Raw genomic sequence first — 22,206 nt, forward strand, 5'->3', positions numbered from 1 at the left:
GGTGGCCGTCAGGGGTACGACTTCTGAACGAGCCCGTTGCCGCGCGCGAGGTTCTCCGCGCACCGGAACGAGATGTAGGCGTCGTCGATCGTGAAGCTCGAGGCGCGGAGCGCCGCCACGATCGTGATCAGCATCGGCGCGACCAGCCCGAGCGCGATCTGAAGCCGAGCGGGGAGGGGAGCGCCGGGGAGCCAGGATCGGAGGTCGCGCGCCGGGGATGTGGGGCGATCCTCGTCCGCCGACTCCTCTTCTTCCATCGACTCGTCCGGGCCTGCCTCTTCGCTCATCTCCACGGCGCTTCTGGGCTCATCGCTCATCGGTCGCCGACCATCCCGCGATTGTCACAGCCGTAACCTCGAGCTGCGTAAATCAGGACAGGATGGTGTGCGAACACCCCGACGCAGTGCGAACGAAATTGCGCACTCCGCTCGTCGGACTACGCTGTCAAGGCAGTCATGGCGACGGCTTCGGGCGAGATGAACCGTGTCGTGGAAGCGAGGGCGGCCAAGCGGAGCGCCGCCCGGGCCCGCGCCGACAAGGAAGGAGTCGAGTGATGAGCGACCTCGTTGCGCACCTGCCCTTGATCTGTCTCGTGGTTGTCCTCGCGGCGCTCGCCTTCGCCGCGCTCGGCCTCGCGCGCAGGGCTCCGGCCTCCGGGGCGCCCTCCCGCGCGCTCTCCGCGAGGGAGCGGGCCATCGTGGCTGCGTGCGCTGACGCGCTGTTCCCCGCCGGCGGCCCGATCCCGCTCTCCGGCACCGAGGCAGGGCTGGTCGAGTACATGGATCACCATGTCGCGCGCACGCCGCGGCCTCTCCGGCCGTACATGCGGCTGCTGCTCCACTTCGTCGAGCTCTCGCCGTGGGTCTTCGGGCCGCGCCGCGCGCGCTTCACGCGCCTCCCGGAGGCCGATCGCGTCGCGGTGCTCGCGTCGATGGCGCAGAGCTGTATCTACCTCCGGCGGGTGACGTTCCTGTCGCTCCGGACGCTGCTCTCGATGGGCTACCTCGCGAACGAGAAGGTCGCCGGCGCGATCGGCGTCGCCTGTTGCGCGACGCCGTTCGAGCGGCGCGCCTCCGCGGGCGCGGCGGTCGTCGTGAAGCCCCCGTCGCTCGCGCCGGGGGTGACGGCATGAAGCTCTCCGGCCTGGAGGGGTCGCATCCGCCCGCGAGCCCCGAGCGCGTCGAGCGGCGCTCGCTCTCCATGGCCGCGCTCCGGTCGAGGGCCGCGGTCGAGCCGCTCGCGCCGAGCGAGCCGCGCCCCCACGTGAAGGTGTTCGCCGACTACGGCGACGAGGTGCGGGCGTCCTGCGAGGTGCTCGTGGTCGGGTCGGGGCCGGGCGGCTCGGTCGTCGCGAAGGAGCTCGCCGAGGCGGGGCGCGACGTCATCCTCGTGGAGGAAGGCCCGCCGTTCGGGGTGGAGGATTTCCGGCAGGAGGCGGGCGAGTCGATGGCGCGCACGCTGCGCGAGGGCGGGATGCGGGCCTCCCGCGGGCGCATGCTCATCCCGACCATGCAGGCGATCGCGCTCGGGGGCGGCTCGGTCGTCAACTCGGCGATCTGCGCGCGCTCGCCCGCCTGGGTGTTCGACAAGTGGGCGGACCGGACCGGGACCGCGTCGATCACCCTGGACGCGCTGTCGCCCCACTACGAGCGCGTCGAGCGCCTGCTCGGGGTCTCGCCCACGCCGACGGAGGTGCAGGGCGAGCGCAACCTGCGCTTCAAGCGAGGCTGCGACGCGCTGGGCCTGTCGAGCGAGCCGACCCACCGCAACGTGCGCGGCTGCCGCGGCTCGGGCGAGTGCTTCACGGGGTGCCGCAACCGCGCGAAGATGTCGACCGACATCTCGTACGTCCCCGCCGCGATCCGGGCGGGCGCGCGCGTGTTCACCAGCGTTCGCGCCGAGCACCTGCTCCTCTCCGGAAAGCGGGCCGTCGGGATGCGCGGCCGCGCCATCGAGCCGTTCACGTGGCGCGAGGGCGCGCCCGTCGAGATCCGGGCGAAGCTCGTCGTGCTCGCGGCGGGCTGCATGGCGACCCCGTTGATCCTGTTCCGCAGCGGCGCCGCCAACTCCAGCGGTTACGTCGGGAACGAGCTCCAGCTCCACCCGGGGCTCGCGATCATGGCGGTCTTCCCTGATCCCATCGATCCGTGGGAGGGCGCCACCCAGGGCTACCACTCGCTCCACTTCCTCGATCAGGGCATCAAGCTCGAGGTCCTCTGGTCGCCCCCCGCCGTGCTTGCCGCGCGGTTCCCCGGCTTCGGGCACGACTACCAGCGTCACCTCCGGACGTACCATCGGATGGCGCCCTTCGATGTGATCATCGCGGCCGAGCAGTCGCGGGGGACGGTCCGTCCCAGGCGCGGTGGCTGGGATCCCGATGTGCGGTTCGACTACGCGCCGCGCGACGTCGAGAAGATCCAGCGCGGCCTGGGCATCCTGTCGGACATCTGCTGGGCGGCGGGGGCTGCATCGATCCTGCCCGGGTTGCACGGGGTCCCCGACGAGCTGACGTCGCCGGAACAGGCCGAGATCCTGAAGAGCAAGCGGCTCGACGGACGCGACACGGTCACCGCGGCGAACCACGCTTTCGGCTCGGCGCGCATGGCGCGCAGGCCTCAGGATGGCGTCGTCGACGAAGAGGGGCGCTGCCACGACCTCGACAACGTTTACGTCGCCGACACGAGCATCTTTCCTGGAAGTCCCGCCGTGAATCCGATGCTTACGTGCATGGCGCTGGCCGATCGCATCGCATGCGGCATCATCGAGCGCTGGTGATGCGCGCGCTGGCGTGTCACCACAGGGGTCAGCGATCGGGGGCGTCGCATCCGTTGCGCATGGACGGCATGTCACGGCGGCATGTGAGGGGGGCCTTGCACCGATAAGGAGGCAACTCCCGAGTTGATGTGAGGCCCCCACGGGGTACAGATTTAGCGGCACGTTTCACATCGCACGGGGCCGAGCCGTCCGTCCGCCGAGCTGGGAGGGAAGCTTTGGGACCGAACGCCGTTTCAGCTGCAATGCCGCGTGGACAAGCGCGCTCGCCACATCGGAGCCACGGCCACCACGGCCGGGTGCTGCTGGTCGAGGACGAGCCCGACCAGGCCGCCATTCTCGAGGCGGTGCTGCGCCACGAAGGGCTCGACGTCGTCGTCGCCTCGAGCGGCGAGCAAGCGCTCGAGATTCATCAGCGGACGCCGGCTGACGTGCTCGTCACGGACCTCAACCTGCCAGGCATGACGGGGGTCGACCTCATGCGCCGGCTCGCCCCGGGCGAGCTCGAGGGGCCCGAGCCGAAGACGCCGCCGCCCGCCGTGGTCATGGTCACGGGCGCCGCGTCGATCACGAGCGCCGTCGACGCGCTCAAGCTGGGGGCGGCGGACTACCTCCAGAAGCCGCTCGATCCGGCGCGGCTCGTGCTGCTCGTGCGCCAGCTGCTGCTGGACGGCCCGGCCCGCGAGGTCGTCGAGGGCGAGGACGACGATCCCCTGCACGGTCAGCTCGCGTTCGAGGGGATGATCGGCGGCTCGGCGCGGATGCGGGAGGTCTTCACCCGCATCGAGCGCGTCGCCGCGACGATGGCGCCCGTGCTGATCGTCGGCGAGAGCGGCACCGGCAAGGAGCTCGTCGCGCGCGCCATCCACAACCGGAGCCGCCGCCGCGCCGGCCCATTCGTGCCGGTGCACACGGGCGCGATCCCGCGCGAGCTCATCGGCAGCGAGCTCTTCGGCCACGAGAAGGGCTCGTTCACCGGCGCCTTCGCGGCCGCGGAGGGCAAGTTCGAGGCGGCGGCCGGCGGCACCGTCTTCCTCGACGAGGTGGGCACGATGGACGCCGCCGTGCAGGTCAGCCTGCTGCGCGTGCTCGAGACGTACCGGTTCACCCGCGTCGGCGGCCGCAAGGAGATCGAGGCCGACGTGCGCGTCGTCGCCGCCACGAACAAGGATCTGCTCGACCTCGTCGACGACTGCGTCTTTCGCGAGGATCTCTACTACCGGCTCAACGTGTTCACGGTGACGCTGCCGCCGCTGCGCGAGCGGAGGGATGACATCCTGCCGATCGCGGAGCGCTTCCTGCTCAAGTTCGCCAAGCGCTACGGCACGCCGGCTCGCCGCCTCACGGACGCCGCCGTCGAGCGGCTGACGGAGCACGACTGGCCGGGCAACGTCCGCGAGCTGCGCAACGTCATCGAGCAGACGGCGCTCTTCGCGTCGAGCGAGCTGGTCTCGGCGAACGACGTCCAGCTCGGGCAGGGCCGGATCGAGCGGCGGTCCGGCCGGCGTGTCTACGACAGCGTCCCTTCTCAGCGGACCGCGGCGCCGGTGGTCCCGCCCGAGCCCCCCGAGCCGATGTCGGTGCCGATCGTCCACTCCGCCGACATGGCGGTCCCCTCCGACCCGGCGCCGTCCCACGTCGCCGTCGCGCAGCCAGCGCCGCCCTCCGTCGGCCCAGCCTCGCTGCCGCGGCGGCCGCAGGGGGAGGGAGGCATGCACGAGGCGGAGCCGCCGCGGGACGCCGGCGAGGCGGCGGAGCACCCGCTCGTGCTGCGCCTCCCGGTCGGCACGCGCCTGGCCGACGCGGAGCGCAAGCTCATCCTTCTGACCCTCGAGGCCGTGCGCGGAAACAAGCAGCGGGCGGCCCGCGTGCTCGGGATCAGCCGCCGCGGCCTGTACTCGAAGCTGCAGGCGTACGGGGAGCACGTGGGGAGCCACGAGGCCCAGGGGCCGAGCGAGAGCGCCGAGCCCCACGACCCGGTCGACGATGTGCCGGTCGTGACCGACGAGCCCAACCTGGACGAGCTCGGCTCCGCGCGCGGCGACGCCTGAGCGGGCGGGCCCGAGCGCCTCAGCGTCCGTCGCGGGATGTGACCTGCCCCCCAGCTCCCGGGCGGACCGGCGCGGCCGGCGCGCAGGCCGGTCGCACCCCGGGCGCCGGCCTGCGCGCTCGTATGACGCGCCCCGACAGGGGTCTCATCTGCGGCTCCGTCCCTTTGTGCTTTACGCAGGGCCGAAGACCTCGGCTATCGTAAAGCGGAGCTGCGAGATCAGACGCGCGACTGGCACGTCAGAGAGCGGGCCACCGGCGCGGTATCAAGGTAAACTTTACGCGACGCCTCGCCGGCATTACCCCCCTGCGGGCCAGCCCCAATGAAGATCACCTGCCAGTCCTGTCAGTCGAAATACACCGTCTCGGACGAGAAGGTCCAAGGCAGAACCGTCAAGATCAAGTGCCGCAAGTGCGGCGCCACGATCCTCGTGAACAGCTCGGGCGTGACGACCAACGGCGGGGTCGCCGATCCGGTCTCCGGCACGAGCGTTCCGAACGACGGGACCACGTACCTGGTCAACGTGGCGGATGGCGATCAACGCTCGATGACGCTGGCCGAGATCGTCGCCAGCTATCAGGCGGGGGTGATCAACGCCGAGACGTACATCTGGGCGGACGGGATGGCCGACTGGCAGCCGGTCGGCCAGGTCGACACGATCGTCGCGGCGCTGCACGCGGGCAGCGCGCCGGTCTCGATGGCCGCGCAGGAGCCCGCGCCCGTGCCGTCGCAGTCGGTGCCCAGCGCGGGTGCGGCCGTGGGGCAGACCGCGCCCGGCATCGAGGCGGTCGCGGCGTCCGCTCCTCGCGCCGCGGCGGTGCGCCGCGACCCGGCGCGGCCGACGCAGGACCTCTTCGGTGGGAGCGCGGGACCCGAGGCACATCGGCCCAGCTCCGACGACGTGGCCACGAGCGCTCCGCTCTTCAAGAGCGGCGCCGCCCCTGGCCAGCGCGACGAGAACTCGATGCTGTTCTCGCTGAGCGCCCTCACGGCGAAGGCCGCGCCTGCTCCTGCGCGGCCGCCCGTCACCGCCTCGGAGGACTCCGGCCTCATCGATCTGAAGGCCCTCGCCTCGGGGGCCGGCGTCAGGGCGCCGTCGCCCGTCGCGAGCATCGTGGCCAACGATGGCGGCCTCTTCCAGCTCAGCGCGCCGATCGTGACCACGGCGCGCGCGCCGTCCGTCGCGCCGCCGACGAACATCGACGCTCCTCCCAAGAACCGCGCTCCGATCATCATCGGCGCCGGCATCGCGATCGCGGGCATCGCGATCGCGGGCGTCTTCTTCCTGATGAAGGGCGGCGGCGAGACGCCGGCGCCCGCCGCTGCCGAGAACACGACCACGACGGCGGCCCCCGCCACGACGACGCCGCCTGAGCCCGAGCCGCCGCCGACCGCGACGGCGGCGGCCACCGCCTCGGCGACGGCCTCGGCGGAGCCGGTCGCGTCCGCGGCGCCGAGCGCTGCCCCCGCGGCCCGCTCTACGGGGCGGACTTCGCGCCCGGCCAGCGGCGGCGGCACGGGCAAGGCGCAGCCTGCTGCCGCGTCCCCGGCCGCCCCGGCTTCCCCGGCGCCCAAGAAGGGCGGCTGCGGGTGCGCGGCTGGCGATCTGATGTGCGCGATGCAGTGCTCCGCGAAGGGCAAGTGAACGCGCGAGGGCTGTCGTCCACGCCCGCGCGGTGAACCGAGATCCCCATCCATGGGCCGTGCGCTCCGCGGCCGCGCCTGGTGCCGGCCGCCGCTGCCTCTGTGGAGCGAGCAGCAGCAAGGACGGTGCGGCGCCCAGGGGGGCGCGCTAGCATCCTCCGTCATGAGCGAGCCCGACCGGCGGCCGCACGCGCCGCTCTCTCGGTGGACGCCGGGCGCCCCGCGGCTCCTCGCGATGACGCTGCTCCTCGGCGCGGGCGCCGCAGGGTGCGGCGGACGGGCGCCGGCAGCGCCGTCGGGGGCGCAGGCAGCGCGCGATCGCGGCGGCGTCGCGCCGGCGGCGCCCGCGGCTCCGGGCGGGCGCTCCACGGCGGGGGCGCTCGTGACCATGGTGACGCCATCGCTGCTGCTGCCGGATCTCGTCGGAGAGCGCGGCGTGGTGGCCAGCGAGGCGGGGTCCAGGCGGGTGCTCATCGATCGCATGCGGGTCATCGCGCACGACGATGGGTCGCTCGAGCGCGCCGTCGAGCTGTTGCCGTCGGGTCCGGTCACCGCGCTGAAGCTCCCGACGCGGCTCGGCGGCGGTTACCTCTTCTACGCCTCGAACCGCGGGAGCGCGCAGCTCTGGCGGGCTCAGGGCTGGCTTGCTCCGCTCGAGCCGCTCGTCCAGCTGCCGTCGGAGGCGAACGAGATCACGGCGGGGTTCGATCGCCTCTACGCCAGGCTCTCGCACAGCCACCGGCTCTTCGCGATCGACGCGCAGACCGGCGCGGCGATGCCGCTCGGCCCGCTCCCAGCGGCGAGCGCGTACGGCCAGCTCGCGTTCGCCGATGGCTGGCGCGCCGTCGTCGAAGCCGATCTGCGCGGGCTGCTCGTCACCTTCGACGCCGGCGCGACATGGCGTGAGGTGGAGGTGGACGCGCGGCCGACCTCCCTCGCCGTCATCGGCGGCGACCCTGCGGTGATGACGGCGAACGGGTTCTACGCGGTCGATGCCCGCGGGGCCGTGACGTACCGCACCCTGGATGCGCCCGACGACGTACAGGAGGCGCCGTCGCGGGCCCAGGGGCCGCTCGGGAGGCGCCCGCTGCGCGCCGTGGTCGAGGACGGGTGGCCCGACTCGAGCACGACCGCGGTGGTGGCTCGCGGCGGCGCGCTGGCGCGCGTCGCGCTGCGCGACGGCGCCGTCGTCGACGTCGCGCCCGACGCGTACCCGGAGCGCGAGGCGGCCTGCCACGCGATCCGCGTGGGCGCGTCGTTCGGCTTCGTCTGCGGCGAGCGCGACGGGGCGACGACGCTCTACGCCTTCCAGCCGCCGCTCGGCATGCGTCGGCTCCTGCGCTTCGACGGGCCGCGCTTCGTGTCCGCGAGCGGCAACGGCGCGCTGGTGATCCGCGGCGCCTGCGGGGACGACGGCGACGCGCCGGCCGGCCGCGCTTACTGCATCGTCGCTGTCGACGGGTCCACCCGCGAGGTCCGCGTCCGTGCGTCCGCGGGAGATGTCGGCGTCGAGCGCGTCGTCGCGCTCTCCGACGGTCGCCTCGCCGTCCTCTCGCCGCCCCGCGCCGGCACCTCGGGGCAGCTCACGCTGATCAAGGGGAGCGACGTCACCAGCGTCCCGCTGGTCCTTCCGGGCAAGCCCCGCAGCACCGTTCGCGATCTGCAGCGCGGCATGTGGCTCGAGGGACTCGAGGAGCGCGAACCCGGCGTCCTCGGCGGCTGGGTAGAAGCGGGCGGTCCGATCGTGGGCGTCCGGATCGACGTGAAGAGCGGTAGCGTGACCGCCGGCGCGCCGCGCCAGGACGGCACGGGCGCGCTCCTGTCCGGGCGCTTCGCGCTCTCGCTCGGAGAGGGCGAGCACGCCGCCGAGTCGACGGACGGCGGCATGACGTGGCGCTCGATCGAGCTGCCCGAGCGGGACGACGACACAGCGGCGCCCCGGACCCGCGCGTGCGGACCTGTCGGCTGCGTCTTCAAGGGTTGGATACGGGTCGGCTGGGGCAAGACGGCGCTGCCGGACGATCTCGCCGAGGCGAAGCCGCCGCCGTCCCTCCAGACGCCGCTGCGCGCCGGGAGCCCGATCGCGATGCGCTGCGAGGCGCTCGGCTCCACGACCCCGCCGTTGCCGGACAGGCCGTCTGCGGCGCCCCCGGCGCGTCCAGCGCCGCCGGCCGTGCGCCCGCAGCAGCCCAAGGAGACGGCGAGCTCCGCGTGGGCTCCTTTCCGCAACACGCTGCCGCCCGCGCTCGGCGCGGACGAGATCGGCCTGGATAACGGGGCTCCGTACGACGTCGTGACCGTGCGCGCGTACGCATGGGGCAAGCGGGGCGCTGACTGGGCGCGCGCCGGGCGCTGGCTCATCCGCTTCGATGACCGCTTCGATCCGGATGGCGGGGTGCGCTCCAGCGCGGTCAGCGCCTCGCCCTGGTCCGACGAGGCGTCCGCCGCCGAGGCGCTCGGGGTCGTCTCCTACGGGTCTGCGTCCTGGGGCGGGTACCTCGACCCCGGCGGGCGGGCAGCGCTCACCCATGTGTGCCGGGGCGCCGGGTGCAGCTTGTTCGCGGTCTCCGAGGGCCTGCCGGTCCTCCCGCTGCGCGACGGCGCCGGCCGCTCCGGCAACTTTCTCCGGCCGTTTCCGCACGGCGCCGTCCGGCTCGGCGAGACCTGGTTCTTCGTGACGCCAGGCGGCTCGTACGAGACGGTGACCCTGTGGCGCGCCGATCTCGGGATCGCGCGGCAGCTGGCGACCTACTACCGCCCCGCCCGCACCAGCTATGGCGTCGATCCGCCGCGCCTGGTCCGGCGCGCGCTGGGCGGCGGGGTCGGCCTGCTCATCTCGACGGCCCCGGATCCAGGCGTGCGCGCCGGTTCCTGGCACGTGCTCCCGGTCGACCGCGACACCGGCGCGCTCGGGGAGGCGGTGCCGCTCGGTCGCAAGGACCTCGTGGACACGCCGCTCGACCGCTGTCATCCGGGGCAGGACGGCTGGCTGCTGGACACCGGCCTGGAGGGTTCGCCGAGCTTCGACCTCGGCGGCAGCTATCCGTCCGTCGACGGCGCCGAGTTCCGGCTTCGCCTGGATCCGGGCGTCGCCTGCGTCGACGCGATGTCGGTGAGGCTGCAAGGCACCTTCTCGAAGGTGCCCGAGAGGCAGCTCGATGATGCAGCCAGCGCGATCCCGCTCGCCGCGACCGAGCGGGCGACGGGTCGGAGGTGGCGGCTGCGCTGCGAGCCGAAGGACGCCGCCAGGTGACGCGCCGGCGGTCAACGCGCACGCGCGATCCTAGTTGGCGATGACGTCCGTGGAAGCCGCGTCCACCTGTCCCTCGACGCTCGCTTCCGCGCCGTCCCCGTAGCGAATGGTCCCGAGCCAGTCTCCCATCCAGTCGATCGGCGCCGCGGCGCTGTTGACCCGGGCCCGTCCCGAGGCGTTCACGACGATCTCGCCCGCCATCCCGGCCGTCTTCGACACCTCCAGGCCAGCGCGCCAGCGGCTCTTGAGCCCGGCTGCGCACAGCGTCGCCATGCAGTCGCTCGGGCAGCCGGAGTAGCCGGCGAGCAATTCGCCAAGCCTCGGGCAGTCCGCGGCGGCGGCGAGCGCTGAAGGTACGGACTCGACCGCCATTTCCGCGGCAGCCCCGAGCCCCGCGGCGTCGCCGATGTAACGGCTCGGCACCCAGGGCAGGGCCCCGGCGAGCCGGAGCACGTCGCCGGGATCCGCTGTCCATGACATGAGACGACCTGGCGGTATGCCCGCGTTCTCGGCCGTGACGCTGCCGAGCCAGCTCACCTCGAAGCGCGCGTGCCCCGGTGTGTCGCTCGCGCCGCTCAGGATGCCATCGATCGTCGTGAGCGGCGCCGCCGCCAGCCCGGCGCGAGCCCATCCATGGCACCTGTCGCGCAGGGGGGACGAGAGCGCGGCGAGGTGCCCCTGCGCTGCTGCGTCCCATCCAGCCTCGAGCCGCCGCGCTGCGAACGCGGGCGCCTCGTCCTGGGGCGCGGCGCTCTGCATCGCGTCGAGCAGGGCCTCGGCCTCGGCGCCGGCGGGCAGGAACGCATCGACGAGCTGCTCGGTCGCCGCTTCCAGCATCGCGTCCAGACCCTCTGCGGACGCGATCGTCAGCTTCGTGTTGAGGCTCGTCGCCGCCAGGTTGATCGGCAGATCCTTGACCGCGACCCTCACGTCGCGCGAGGAGCCGGCCAGCAGCTCCCGCTCGACCGTGCAGCCCCACATGATCCGACCGCTGTGGAGCGCGACGGTGAGGCTCGGCCCCACAGGGGCGCCGTCGACCACCACCGGCTCGTCCGGGCCGCTGTGCGCCACGAGCGCGCCCTCGGGCGCCTCGGGGGCTGCCGTTGCGATCTCCTCGCAGGTGGCCCCCGCGACGACGCTCGCGGTCCACTCCTTCGCGAGGCGCATGCCCTGGCCCTGGTACACCGGGATGACGCGCAGCGTGCCGAAGCCCTCGGCGCTCACCGACACGCCGAGCTCGGCGGCTGGGCCATCCTTCGTGGCGGCGCGGAGCCGGAACGTGCTCCCCAGCTTCGAGGCCTGGAGCTGGACCGAGGCCCTGCCGTTCTCGTCCGCGACGACCGTGGTGCGGTCGACCCACGCGCCCGCGGCGTCGCCGAGCAGGGTGAAGCTCACCTCGTAGGGCGCCGGCGGTTTACCGCTGACCCAGACCGTGTGCAGCTCCCCCGGAACGAGCTGTAGCGTCGCTTCCTCTTCGAACGCCAGCGTCACCGGACGGGGGGCCTCCGGCGGGCCCCCGGCCTGCTCCGCCGCCCCGTCGGATAGGTGAAAAGAGCAGGACGCCAGCCCGACCATGGCGACCCGCGGCGCCCAGCGCTTCCAAGGCAAGTACACGCCTGAAGTGTACCTTGCGTCCTCCCCGGCGAGAAGGCGCGGGCCGAGCGCATCACGGCGCTCCTGGTGAGCCGCCGGTCAGCCATGCTGCTGAGAGCAGCGTACTGGGCAATCGGGCTCACGCAGAGACGAGCCTGCTCGCGCGCTCACACCCGAGGGAGCTCGCGAGCAGCGCCGTGCGGCCCCGGTGCATCGGGGCCGTGAGGCGCGGGTCGCGGCGCCGCGTGGGCTTGCGACTGCCCGGGGAGGCGGCGCCGCGGGAGGCGACTACTTCACGTAGATCTGGCCGACGGCCATCCCGCTGCCGCGCGCACGCAGGACCGCCTTCGCGGGACCGCCGATCGGGAGCGGGTTCTTGAAGCACTGCCCCTTGCCGCCGAGCGTGGCGTTCGGACCGGTGGTGCTGTCCTGGGCGAGCACCACGGGCGGCATCGGCGGCGTGTGGGCAACGAGCTGAATGTCGAGCTCCTGGAGCCCGACGCCCACGCCGATGACCGAGTAACACTTGCCCGGCTGGATGTTGAACGGCTGCTCGAGCGTCTGGCCGTCCTGGAACTGCCCGGCGAAGGCCCCGCCTTCGGCTTGCATGCCCTGGACCTCGGACGCCGCCATGGCGGTGAGCACAGGGGTCGCCGCGGCGACCATCGTGGGCGCGATCGGCGCAGCCTGCCCGCCGGTCGAGCCCGCGGCGGGCGTGGTCGTCGTGGTGGGGGTCGTGCCGGCAGGCGCCGGGTACTGCCCCGCCGGGGCGGGCTGGCCGTACTGCCCGGCCGGGGCGGGCTGACCGTACTGCCCCGGGGGGTACTGTCCAGGCGGGTACTGGGTTGACGCCCCGTACTGGTTCTGCATCTGCGACGGGTTGTTCGGCTCCGGGTCGCTGCCTCCGCAGCCGAGGGCCGCGAGGCCGAGCAGTGCCGCAGGGATGAGGACGTACACGCGCATACGAGGCTCCTTACAGGGTTGGGCGGGATGAGGCCGCGATATCTGGACGCTCGCCACACCCGCGGCGGCTCACGGCCGCGGTCACGGTCGGTAAGACGGCTGAGGTGGGGACGTGTTCTACAACGACTTGCCGGCGCGAAGCCAGACGCTGAGGCGCCCGGGGTCCGAGGCGCGAAAACGCGCGAAAGTGGCGCTGCTCCTGGGAGGCCACGGCGCTTCGAGCGCGCCATCGAGCAGCGTTCGACAGCTTCACGGAAACGAGCATCGCGACGCGTCGAGCGCCGCGGGCCTTCAAGGTCGCGGCCGCCTGTCGCGCGCCGAGGGGCGCTGCGCCGGCACCGCGCCGACCTGGTCGCGGCAAATCCGCCCGTGTCGCGCCGAAGAAGAGGGCGTGCCTGCGGCAGCGCCGCTCACGGTCACAGGTGCGCTGCCCCTGCATCGAGTGCCCGCGGCGCTCTCGACCAGTTGACGCGGGCGATGGTCGACACCAGAAAGCGTGCTCAGAACTTCGCGCCCGGAGCGCGGCGGTCACGTGATCCGCAGGGCGAGCCGAGCGCCGGGCCATCGCGAGCTCGCCGCCGGCCAGCTTGGCGTGTGGTCCGGCGATCCCGCGCGGCTTCTGTGTACATTGAAAGATGGACGATCCCGCTCGCGGCGGGAGATCAGGAACGAGCCATGAGCGACATCCACCAGGCGATCAAGGATACCGTCGAGAGCAACCGCGTCGTCCTCTTCATGAAGGGCACCAAGACCTTCCCGCAATGCGGATTCTCGGCGCGCGCCGTCGACATCCTCAAGAAGTGCGGCGTGGAGTTCAAGGATGTCAACGTGCTGGCCGACCCCTCGCTGCGGCAGGGGATCAAGGACTACTCGCAGTGGCCGACGATCCCGCAGGTCTACGTGGACGGGAAGTTCGTCGGCGGCTCCGACATCCTGATGGAGATGTTCCAGTCGGGCGATCTGCAGAAGCTCCTGTCGAAGCAGGACTAGGCGCTGCCCGACGACCGCCGCGAGCGGGTCGAGCCGGGCGCGCGCGAGCGGGCGAGGACCTCCGCTGGTCCTCGTGGGCTCCAGGCAACGCGAGTCCTCAGACGGCGCGCAGCCCTGCTGCGCTCATGGCGCGGCGCAGGACCTCGTCGAACATCTCGCCGGTGAGCCGCCCGGTCTGGGTGTTCTGCTGGCTGACGTGGTAGCTGCCGAAGAGCCGCGCCTCGCCAGCTCCGCCGCGCGGATCGGGGATCGTCGCCTCGACGCCGTGCGCGAACTGCGGCAGGCGAGGGGCGTCCTCTGCGCGGCGCTGCGCGCGCATCTCGGCGGCGGACGCGCGCTGGGGGCGAGCGAGCGCGCCGACCGCGTCATAGCCGATCTTGCCGAGCGCGAGGTAAACGCGGGCGCGGCGCAGGACGTCGAGCTCTCGCTCGAGCCAGCTGCGGCACGCGGCGAGCTCGGCGCCCTCGGGCTTGTTGTCCGGGGGAGCGCAGCGGCACGGAGCGGTGATGAACACGCCCCGCAGCGAGAGCCCGTCGTCGCGCGACGTGCTCGTCGGCTGCGAGGCGAGCCCGGCTCGAAAGAGCGCCGCATAGAGGAAGTCGCCCGAACGATCGCCCGTGAACATCCGGCCGGTGCGGTTCGCGCCGTGCGCCGCCGGGGCCAGCCCGACGATCACGAGCGGCGCATCCGGATCGCCGAAGCCTGGCACCGGGCGGCCCCAGTAGGTCTGGTCCCGGTAGGCGCGCCGTTTCTCGCGCGCGATGTCCTCGCGCCACGCCACGAGGCGAGGGCAGCGCCGGCACTCGACGAGCTCTGCCGCGATCTGCTCGAGCGCGCGCGCCGCGTCGCCGCCGCCGCCGCTCATGCCGCGGGCTCTCCGGCCGGGGGCGCTCCGATCGCGCTCGCCGCGGCGGCAGCTTGCTCGACGTCGCCGCGCTCCGGCGCGAGCGTCTCGATGACCGGGCGCGGCGGCGCCGCCTGCTCTGCCACGCTGCTCTGCTCGCCGGCCACCATCCCGGTCACGATGCGATCGAGCACCGCGTCGAAGCGCAGGCGGTTGAAGCGCGCTCCGCTCGCCAGCCAGTCGATGTGGCCACCCTTGCCCGGGAAGTGGCCGACGATGTCCAGGTGGTCGGCCTTGCCGGCCCAGATGAGCTCTCCCCAGACCTGCGACGCGAGCGGGACAACGCCGTCGTTGGCGTCCGGCGGCGGCAGCTCGCCGAGCACGCGCGCGAGCTTCTGCTCGATCGAGCCGTCATGGGAGCGACAGGGGTAGTGCTCGTTCAGGCGGGCGGTGATGTTCGAGAGCGCCGTGAAGATCGCCGCCGACATCGCCCCCCACGGCGAGCGGAGCGCCGACACCCAGTCGCGGACGGCGTTGCGCGGCGCGTACGTCGCGACGCTCTGGTAACGGAGACCCGCGCGGTCCTGCAGGCCGGCGTGGAGCAGATCCATCGCCTCGGGCATCAGCTGAACGATGGCGCCCTGGTCGTCGCGCAAGAGCTTCAGCCAGGCGCGCAGCTCGCGGCTCGAGGCGTCGTCGAGCACGCGGATGAAGCTCTCGATGGCGCGGTCGATGAGCTCGATCTCGAGGAAGCCGAGCTGCGCGCGGCCGAACGCGGCGACGAGCGCGGAGGCAGCGGCGAGCGGCGGCGCGCCGAGCTTGAGGCCCGCCACCGTGAGCGCCGTGACCGCGTAGAGAAGGCGCTGGCCGCTCACCGTGGCGAAGAAGGCGGCGAGCGGCGTGCCGAAGTGGGGCGTGTTGATCGTGGTGACCGACCGCAACCGGCTCGTCCAGCCGAGCCGGCAGTGAGCGTTGCCGGGGAGGCGCACCGTGGGCGAGGCGACGAGGCGGGCGTCGAGGCCCCCCGTCGAGTGGCCGATGATGTGGATCGGGCCGCCGTCGTCCCCGGCGCTCTCGTCCACGAGGCGGGCGAGCTTCGCGGCCCGGCGGAGGATGGACGCGGTCGGGTGCACCTCGCAGACGCGGATCTCGACGGCGCGGCCGCGGTCGCGGAAGCGCTCCTCGATGGCGCGGATGAAATGCTCGAAGTACTCGAGAGAGGCGAGGGTGGCGAAGCCGAACATGCCGGGCGATAGGTAGACGCGCGTCTTCTGCACGCGCAGGAATGTGCCATTTTCATCGCCCGGGCGTGGCATTTCCCGCGCTCCCCGGGCGCCTCCCACGCTTGCGCCGAGGAGCTCCGGGCGCAGGCGCGAAGAAGCGGGGGCAGGTCGACCGCAATTCCGGTTACCCTGCGATCGTGGACGACCTCAGCGCGCGGGAGATCGAAGCGGCTGTACAGGAGGCCCTCGGCCTGTTTGGGACATCGGGATCGGTGAGCGTCCAGGGGCGGCAGATCGCGCTGCACGGGCGCGGAGCGCCGGTCGCCATCGACCTGGAGCAGCTGGTGGAGCAGTGGCCGCTCCTGCCGCAGGACCTGCGCACGCGCAAGGCGTCCGACATCGCGCGACGGCTCGCGCAGGCGCACCGCGCGGTGGGCTCGCTCGCGCCGCCCGCTTCGAGCGTGTCGGCGCGGCCGACGCGGCACATCGTGATCCCCATCGGCGCGGTCGCGCTCGTGATCGTCGTCGTGCTCGTCGCGGCGCGCATGCTGCGCTCGCGGGAGACGCCGGCTGCCCTGCCGCCCGCGCCGGAGACGACCGCCGGCGAGGACGCGGCGCGGAACGCGCGCACCTGCGAGGCGGCGCGCAAGCGAATCTACTCCGGCGCATCGATGGGGCCGTTCGAGCTCGCGGGCTGGGTCGCCGAGCTCTGGCTGGCGATGCCGCGCGGCGCCGGCGCCGCGCAGGCTGCCGCGGCGCAAGAGCCCCCGATGGCCGAGTCCGTGGGCCTGGGCGCGCTCATCGCGCAGGGCAAGCTGACGGCGGGCGCGGACGCCGAGCTCGCCGCGGTGACCGACGGGCTCGTCGAGATCGTCCCCGGGTTCGACCCGGAGGAGGCAGGGCGCTCGCCGTCATGGCGCGCGATCACCGCGCGGTTCTCCGGCGGATACGCGCGCGCGTATTTCGATCCCGCGCTCCGCGCGCGCTTCGTCGCCCTCGCCGACCGGATGGCCGATGGGGCCGGCGCTGAGCTCGGCGCGCTGTACGCGCGCTGCGCGCACCTGCCCTACCACGACGCGGGCGCCTGGTTCCGCGGCTCGGATCCGGCGGCGGCGGCGGCGGCGCTCGTCTACTCCTCCGGCCTCTTCGCCGAGCTGGCGGCGGTGGATCGCGGGGCGCTGACGGCGCTCGGAAGAACGGGGCCGATCGACGGGCTCCGCAACGCCGGCGCCTCGCTCGATCTCGCGGGCCTTGGCAAGCTCGTGGGGGCGCACGGCGGCGGCATCGCCAGGGGCGGGGCGGGCTCCGTCGTGATTACGTTCCCTGTCGGCGGGCCGACCCGCGCGACGAGCGCGAGCCGCATCGTCGCGCGCAAGCTGCAGGTCGGCGTCGGACAGGACTGAACGGTCATTCGCCCGCGGCGAAGCGCACGATCGAGTAGACGCGCGCCGCGCCTCCAGCGCGCGCCTCGAGGAGCGCCCGGCCGCCGAGGAAGTCGAGCTCGACGACGAAGGCAAAGCCGGCGATCTCGCCGCCCTGTTTGCGCGCAAGCTCCGCCGCAGCCGCCGCCGTGCCGCCGGTCGCGAGCAGATCGTCCACCACGAGGACCCTGGCTCCCGGCTTGAGGGAGCCCTTGTGCATCTCGAGCTCCGCCGTGCCGTACTCGAGCGCGTACGCCACGCGATCGGTCGCGGCCGGGAGCTTGCCGGGCTTGCGCACGGGCACGAAGCCCGCGTTGAGCCGGGCCGACAGCGCGCCCCCGAAGATGAAGCCCCGCGACTCGACGCCGACCACGACGTCGACGTGCTCGCCGATGTAACGCTGGGCCAGGAGATCCAGCGTGATGTGGAGCGCCCGCGGGTCCGCGAGGAGCGGCGTGATGTCCTTGAAGAGGATGCCCGGCTTCGGAAAATCCGGGACGTTGCGGAGGTGGGCCTTGAGGTAACGGAGCGCGTGCTCCGAGGGCAGGTCGTCGTGGTTGAACATGCGCGCCGAGCCTAGGCGAGCGCCCGCGTGCCGGAAAGCGGCGCTGGGCGCCGCCGCGTGACCGCCGTCAGGGCGTGCGGCCGTCGTTGAGCTCCGCGGCGATGCCGCTCGCGATGCCCTCGTGCTGCGCTGCGAACAGGTCGAGCGTCAGGGGGGTGACGCTGACGGCCCCCTCGTCGTAGGCCTCGGTATCCGAGCCGGGGACGAGGTCGTGGCGCACGCCTGCGCCGCCGATCCAGAGGTACTCGTGCCCGCGCGGATCCTGGCGGAAGATCACCTCTTCGGTGTACAGGCGCGCGCCGATGCGCGTGGCGCGCACGGGCCAGCTGCTGCCCGCGGGGATGTTGACGTTGAGCAGCGGCGCAGGCCGGCGAGCTGCCTGCCCGGCGGCGCGGTGCAGCGCGAGCGCGAGCTTCACGCCGAGGGCCGCGGCGGCCTCGCGCGACGCGCCTGCGTCGGCGGAGAGCGCGATCGACGGGATGCCGCGCATCGCTCCTTCGCGCGCGGCGGCCACCGTCCCCGAGTAGAAGATGTCGGAGCCCAGGTTGAGCCCGTGGTTCATGCCGGACACGACCAGATCAGGGCGGCGCGGGAGCACGCGCGTGCCGGCGTGAAGGGCCACATAGATGCAGTCGGCGGGCGTCCCGTCGACCGCGAACACGCCGGGCGCAGCTTCCAGCAGCCGGAGGACGCGATGCAGGCTCAGGGAGTGGCTCGTCGCGCTCTGGTTGACCGCGGGGGCGCACACGACGACCTCGGCGTGCCGCGCGAGCTCGTCTCGCACCGCGATCAGACCTGGGGCCGAGTAACCGTCGTCGTTGGACAGGAGGATCAAGGGGCGCATGCGTTGGCTCGACGGGGGCTCCGGATCAGCGACCGAGCAGGCGCTTCACGAACGCCGCGGCGAGCTCGACCAGGGCGCTGGCGCGACCGAACCATCCGGCGCCGCCTCGCACCCGCGCCATCGCGAAGGCGATGGTCCGGAGCGCTGGAGTATAAGGGTACCACCACAGCTCGCTCTTCGCCCTGCTGCGATCTTCCAGGACGAAGCGGGGCCGCGTCAGCTCCGCGAGCGCGTGCGGGCTGCTCGTGACGCCGGAGCCGCTGTCGCCCGTCCCCGTCCACGGGGCGGCCGGGAGCGCGCCCGTGAAGCCGTGGTTGTTGATCGTCACCACCCCCGAGCGCAGCCGTCGCGCGAGCGCATGAGCTCGCTCCTGGCCGCGGGTCCAGAGGCTGGTCGTGAGCGCGAAGCGCGACGCGTTGGTGCGCGCGACCGCCTCCTCGGCGTCGTTCACCACGAGAACAGGGAGGATGGGGCCGAAGGTCTCCTCCCGGAGCAGCGGCGTGTCCTCGCGCTCCACCCTGACGACCGTCGGCGGGAAGGCGAGCGAGCCCTGCTCCGGCGCGCCACCGGCGAGGATCTCCGCCCCTCCCTCGACCGCCGCCGCGAGCTGCCGCCGCACGACCTGCGCCTGCCGTGCGGTCGTCATCACCCCGACGTCGACGCCGGCACGGAGCTGCCCGGTGAGGGCGACGACGCGCTCGATGAAGCGGTCCGCGATCGCTCGCTCGACGTAGACGCGCTCGATCGAGGCGCAGTTCTGTCCGGCGTTCGTGAAGGCCCCCCAGACGACGCCGCGCGCGGCGCGCTCCAGGTCGCAGTCGCCGAGCACGATCGCGCTGTCCTTCCCGCCGAGCTCGAGGGACGTCGGGATGAGGCGCTCGGCGCAGGCGACCGCGATCTCCTTGCCGGTGGCGACGCTGCCGGTGAAGACGACGAGATCGACGCCGGCCTCGATCAGCGCGGCGCCGACGTCGCTGCCGCCCTGCGCGACGGCGAGGACGCCGTCGGGGAGCAGCCCGTCGAACAGCGAGGCCACGAGCGCTCCGGCGCGCGGCGTGACCTCGCTCGGCTTGAAGACCACGGCGTTGCCCGCGAGCAGCGCCGGCACGATCGTGCGCAGCGGGATCGCAACCGGGTAGTTCCACGGCGTGATGAGCGCGACGACGCCGCGCGGGGCCCTCTGGATCCGCCCGACCTTGCCGGGGTAGGCGAGGGGATCGAGATCCACGGGAGACGCGTCGAGCAGCTCCTCGATCGACAGGGTCCAGTAGTCGATGAGATCGGCGTTCGGCAGCACCTCGGCCAGGGCGGCCTCCTCGATCGGCTTGCCGCACTCGAGGTGCACGAGCGCCGCGATCTCTTCGGCCCGCGCGAGCAGGCGCTTCTTGACCCTCGCGATGACCTCCGCCCGCTCCCGGACCGGGACCTCGGCCCAGGCGCTCTGCGCCGTCCGAGCTCGGGCGACGAGCTCCCCGACGGCGCTGGGCGCTGTCTCCTCGACGTCGTCCGGGAGCTCGCCCCCTGCTGGGCCGCGCGCCGGGAAGGGCCCAGCGCCCGCCGCCCTGCCGCGCGCCGGCGCGGCCGCTGCTTCATCCGCCGCCGTGCCTTCCGCGTGGGGGAGGGCAGTCGTGTTGGATTCCATGAAGCGCGCAGCCTAGCACCGCGCTCCTGGCCCCCGGCAGCAGCGTACGGCCGCCCGAAAGGCGGCTTCGAACAGATCAGCGCGGAGTTGGGCTGCTACTGGGCGGGGTCAGCGGGAGCGGAAGGCGCGTCTCCCCCGGCGGGCGCCGGCGCGGCGCCCTCTTGGTCAGGGGCGGGGGTGCCAGAGGGGCTGGCTTTCCGCTTCGCGGGCCGCTCGGGCGCCGGGCTCGCGGCCGTGGCGTCGATCGACACCTCGGTCTTCTTGCGGCAGCCCACGATCACGGCCTGGCCGGCGGAGAGCCACGTGGGGGTCGACGTCTTCTCGGTCGTCAGCTTGCCGAGCCGCACGTAACGCGTCCCGCAAGGAACATCGAGCGTCTCTCCCGTGGCCCCGGCGAGCGAGCCGTTCACGTACACCGAGGCCTGCTCGGACGACTTGACCAGCAGATGGCCACGGTTCGACGGCAGGTCCTCCGCGCTGCCCGCGGCAGGCGCAGCGCTCGCAGCGGGCGCTGCGGTCTCGGCCGGCACCGCCGTCTCGACGGCCGACGGCGCTGCGGTCGCGGTCTCGACGGGCGCCGGAGGAGGTGTCGGCGCCGTCTCGGCAGGCTGCGCGGCCGTGGGCTGGGCCGTGACCCCCTGGGTTGCTCCCGGGACGGCGTCGGGGGCGACGTTGGGGAGGGGCGCCGGCTCGGAGCCGAACAGCCCGAGCCGGTGCGCCACGGCCCCGCCCGCCACAAGGAGCGCCACGACCGCGAGGGCGATGCCCACGCGAGAGCGAGGGCGCGGCGGCGGGAGCTCGGTGACGACGTTGGCCTCGGCGGGCGGCCGCGTCGTCGCGACCTCGGACTGCTTCGGCGCTCGCTCCGCCGGAAGGGGCGGATCCTTGGTGATGACCTTCGGGAGCAGGTCGCGGTCGGCGGGCTTCGGCCTGGCCCTGCGCTCGGCTTCCTCGCTCGCCTCCCTGGGCAGCACCCCGGGCGGCGCCTCGACGGTCTCCTGATCCTGGACCGAGCGCGCGATCGCCTGGGCCTCGGAGCGCGCGGAGCGGACCGCGGTCTCCTCGTCTTCCAGGCCCTCGGGCCGCGAGCGGATCACGGTCGGCTCGTCCTCGAGCATGCCGCGGATCACGGTCGGCTCGTCGTCGACCATCTCGCGGCTGAGCTCGCGCTCGACGGGCGTCTCCCCGATCGCGCGCCGCGCCGCGGCGGCCGCCTCCGCCGGTGCCTTGGGGGTGAGCGGTTCGCCGGTGGCGACCATCACGCGCGCCGTGGCCGCCTCCTCGAAGATCTCTTCCTTCGTGACCGGCGTGGTCGTGGCGCGCGCCGCGGCGGGCGCCTCGGCGCGGTCGGGCAACGACCTGCGCTCTGCAGCTTCCGGCGCCGGCCTGCGATCGGCAGGGAGCTTCAGCGCTGCACCCGGCCTCTGCGCGGGCTCCGGCTCGTCGGGGAGGAGCCCTGCGAACGAGAGCTCGCTGTCGCTCTCGGCCACCTTCGGCCTCGCCGTGGCGTCCTCGTGAGGGAAGAACGGCTTGCCTTCTGCGCGCGGGCTGGAGCCGCGGGCCGGCGGTATCGCCGGGCCCCCGGAGAGCGCGTCCCTGCCCTGGCCGGCTGACCTGGCGACCGGCGCCGTGACCTTGGCCGCCGCGGGTCTGGCCGCCTCTCTCGGCTTGATCTCGGGCTCCGCGGGCGGACGGTAGGTCTCCTGCGCGCCGGCGGGGGGGCCAGCGTCGCGGGCTTCGGCCCGCGGCAGGTCGAGCGACGCTGCGGGCCTCGCGGCCGCGGGCCTCTCGGGTGAGCCGGCCGAGGGCGCCGGGGTGCGCGCCGGCGTTCCGGCGGCGGGCTTGCCGGCCGGCGCCTTGGCCCCGGTCGCGACGGACGCGGCCGCCGCGGGCGTCTTCACCGGAGGTTGCTGCGGCGTCTTCGCAGGCTGCGGCTGCTGCGGCGCCTTCGCGGCAGGCTGAGGCTGCTGCGGTGCTCTGGCCGCCGCAGCCGGCTGCTTCGGCGCCTGAGCGCCCGGCGACGCGGCGACCTGGCGCGCATCGCCGGCTGGACTCGCGCCGTCGATTCCGCCGACGTCGTCCAGGACCGGATCGAGGGCGCGCGGCGCGACCGCGCCGGCCGCCGCTGCGGTCCGCGCTTCGCCTGCCAGCGACGTCTCCGCCGGGCTCAGCCTGCCGTCCGGCGAGGCCGCGCCTGCGATGTCGTTGGCGATGGCGCCGGGCACTTCACCGCGGTGCGGGACGAGCTCGGCCGAGACCGGGAGCTGCGTCCGGGTTCGAGGCGCAGCGGCGTTCCGCTGCACCCGCTGGAGGAGCGCTTCGAGGGTGGCGACTTGTTCTGCGACGTTCACGCCGCGCCAGCATATCGCGGCTCGGCGCTCGTTACATCATTCGCGGTGAGG

Annotated in this window: 17 protein-coding genes; 8 read left to right on the forward strand and 9 right to left on the reverse strand. The window is 73.5% G+C overall.

Annotated elements, in window-relative coordinates; all coding sequences use genetic code 11:
- Positions 1–8 precede the first annotated feature (8 nt).
- Complete coding sequence (locus WME85_RS17795; RefSeq protein WP_437839746.1) at positions 9–287, reverse strand: hypothetical protein; 279 nt, start codon at positions 285–287, stop codon at positions 9–11.
- A gap of 266 nt (positions 288–553) precedes the next feature.
- Between WME85_RS17795 and WME85_RS17800 the strand changes: the two genes are divergently transcribed.
- The 5 genes from WME85_RS17800 (at position 554) to WME85_RS17820 (ending at position 9,719) form a co-directional block, all read left to right on the forward strand.
- Positions 554–1,132 (forward strand): gluconate 2-dehydrogenase subunit 3 family protein, encoded by a 579-nt coding sequence (locus WME85_RS17800; protein ID WP_437839747.1) that lies wholly within the window; start codon positions 554–556, stop codon positions 1,130–1,132.
- Positions 1,129–2,775, forward strand: coding sequence for a GMC family oxidoreductase N-terminal domain-containing protein (locus tag WME85_RS17805; RefSeq protein ID WP_437839749.1), 1,647 nt, complete (start codon positions 1,129–1,131; stop codon positions 2,773–2,775). The genes WME85_RS17800 and WME85_RS17805 overlap by 4 nt, the downstream gene beginning before the upstream one ends.
- 296 nt (positions 2,776–3,071) lie before the next feature.
- Positions 3,072–4,823: a sigma-54-dependent transcriptional regulator gene (locus tag WME85_RS17810; protein WP_437839750.1), complete on the forward strand. Its 1,752-nt coding sequence runs from the start codon at positions 3,072–3,074 to the stop codon at positions 4,821–4,823.
- Positions 4,824–5,144: 321 nt separating this feature from the next.
- Positions 5,145–6,467 (forward strand): zinc-ribbon domain-containing protein, encoded by a 1,323-nt coding sequence (locus WME85_RS17815; protein ID WP_437839751.1) that lies wholly within the window; start codon positions 5,145–5,147, stop codon positions 6,465–6,467.
- A 162-nt stretch (positions 6,468–6,629) separates the two neighbouring features.
- The gene (locus WME85_RS17820) at positions 6,630–9,719 is read left to right on the forward strand and encodes a hypothetical protein (protein WP_437839753.1); all 3,090 of its coding nucleotides are present in this window, start codon (positions 6,630–6,632) and stop codon (positions 9,717–9,719) included.
- 30 nt (positions 9,720–9,749) lie between these two features.
- Here the strand turns inward: WME85_RS17820 and WME85_RS17825 are convergent, their stop codons facing one another.
- The gene (locus tag WME85_RS17825) at positions 9,750–11,333 is read right to left on the reverse strand and encodes a hypothetical protein (protein ID WP_437839754.1); all 1,584 of its coding nucleotides are present in this window, start codon (positions 11,331–11,333) and stop codon (positions 9,750–9,752) included.
- A gap of 267 nt (positions 11,334–11,600) precedes the next feature.
- The gene (locus WME85_RS17830; protein ID WP_436617615.1) at positions 11,601–12,275 is read right to left on the reverse strand and encodes a hypothetical protein; all 675 of its coding nucleotides are present in this window, start codon (positions 12,273–12,275) and stop codon (positions 11,601–11,603) included.
- A 112-nt stretch (positions 12,276–12,387) separates the two neighbouring features.
- On the opposite strand from WME85_RS17830, the gene WME85_RS17835 reads away from it, so the two are divergent.
- Both WME85_RS17835 and grxD read left to right on the forward strand, forming a co-directional pair.
- A complete protein-coding gene (locus tag WME85_RS17835; protein WP_437839755.1) occupies positions 12,388–12,744 on the forward strand; it encodes a hypothetical protein in 357 nt (118 codons plus the stop codon).
- A gap of 206 nt (positions 12,745–12,950) precedes the next feature.
- A complete protein-coding gene (grxD, locus tag WME85_RS17840; RefSeq protein WP_437839756.1) occupies positions 12,951–13,265 on the forward strand; it encodes a Grx4 family monothiol glutaredoxin in 315 nt (104 codons plus the stop codon).
- Between the two features lie 97 nt (positions 13,266–13,362).
- On the opposite strand, the gene WME85_RS17845 is transcribed toward grxD, so the two are convergent.
- Together WME85_RS17845 and WME85_RS17850 are read right to left on the reverse strand one after the other, a co-directional pair.
- Positions 13,363–14,130 (reverse strand): uracil-DNA glycosylase, encoded by a 768-nt coding sequence (locus WME85_RS17845; RefSeq protein ID WP_437839757.1) that lies wholly within the window; start codon positions 14,128–14,130, stop codon positions 13,363–13,365.
- A complete protein-coding gene (locus tag WME85_RS17850) occupies positions 14,127–15,386 on the reverse strand; it encodes an esterase/lipase family protein (protein ID WP_437839758.1) in 1,260 nt (419 codons plus the stop codon). Before WME85_RS17850 ends, WME85_RS17845 begins: the two co-directional genes overlap by 4 nt.
- A 143-nt stretch (positions 15,387–15,529) precedes the next feature.
- On the opposite strand from WME85_RS17850, the gene WME85_RS17855 reads away from it, so the two are divergent.
- Positions 15,530–16,735, forward strand: a complete 1,206-nt coding sequence (locus WME85_RS17855; RefSeq protein ID WP_437839759.1) for a hypothetical protein — start codon at positions 15,530–15,532, stop codon at positions 16,733–16,735.
- A gap of 4 nt (positions 16,736–16,739) precedes the next feature.
- Here the strand turns inward: WME85_RS17855 and WME85_RS17860 are convergent, their stop codons facing one another.
- The 4 genes from WME85_RS17860 to WME85_RS17875 form a co-directional block, all read right to left on the reverse strand.
- Positions 16,740–17,318, reverse strand: coding sequence for an adenine phosphoribosyltransferase (locus WME85_RS17860; RefSeq protein WP_437839761.1), 579 nt, complete (start codon positions 17,316–17,318; stop codon positions 16,740–16,742).
- A 67-nt stretch (positions 17,319–17,385) separates the two neighbouring features.
- Entirely contained in the window at positions 17,386–18,162 is a 777-nt protein-coding gene (surE, locus tag WME85_RS17865; RefSeq protein ID WP_437839762.1) for a 5'/3'-nucleotidase SurE, read from the reverse strand.
- A gap of 25 nt (positions 18,163–18,187) precedes the next feature.
- On the reverse strand, positions 18,188–19,804 hold the full coding sequence (locus WME85_RS17870) for an aldehyde dehydrogenase family protein (protein ID WP_437839764.1): 1,617 nt from the start codon (positions 19,802–19,804) through the stop codon (positions 18,188–18,190).
- Between the two features lie 95 nt (positions 19,805–19,899).
- On the reverse strand, positions 19,900–22,155 hold the full coding sequence (locus tag WME85_RS17875) for a hypothetical protein (RefSeq protein ID WP_437839766.1): 2,256 nt from the start codon (positions 22,153–22,155) through the stop codon (positions 19,900–19,902).
- Positions 22,156–22,206 lie beyond the last annotated feature (51 nt).

This window comes from Sorangium sp. So ce1153, assembly GCF_051521595.1.
In the GTDB taxonomy this organism is placed as follows: Bacteria; Myxococcota_A; Polyangia; order Polyangiales; family Polyangiaceae; genus Sorangium.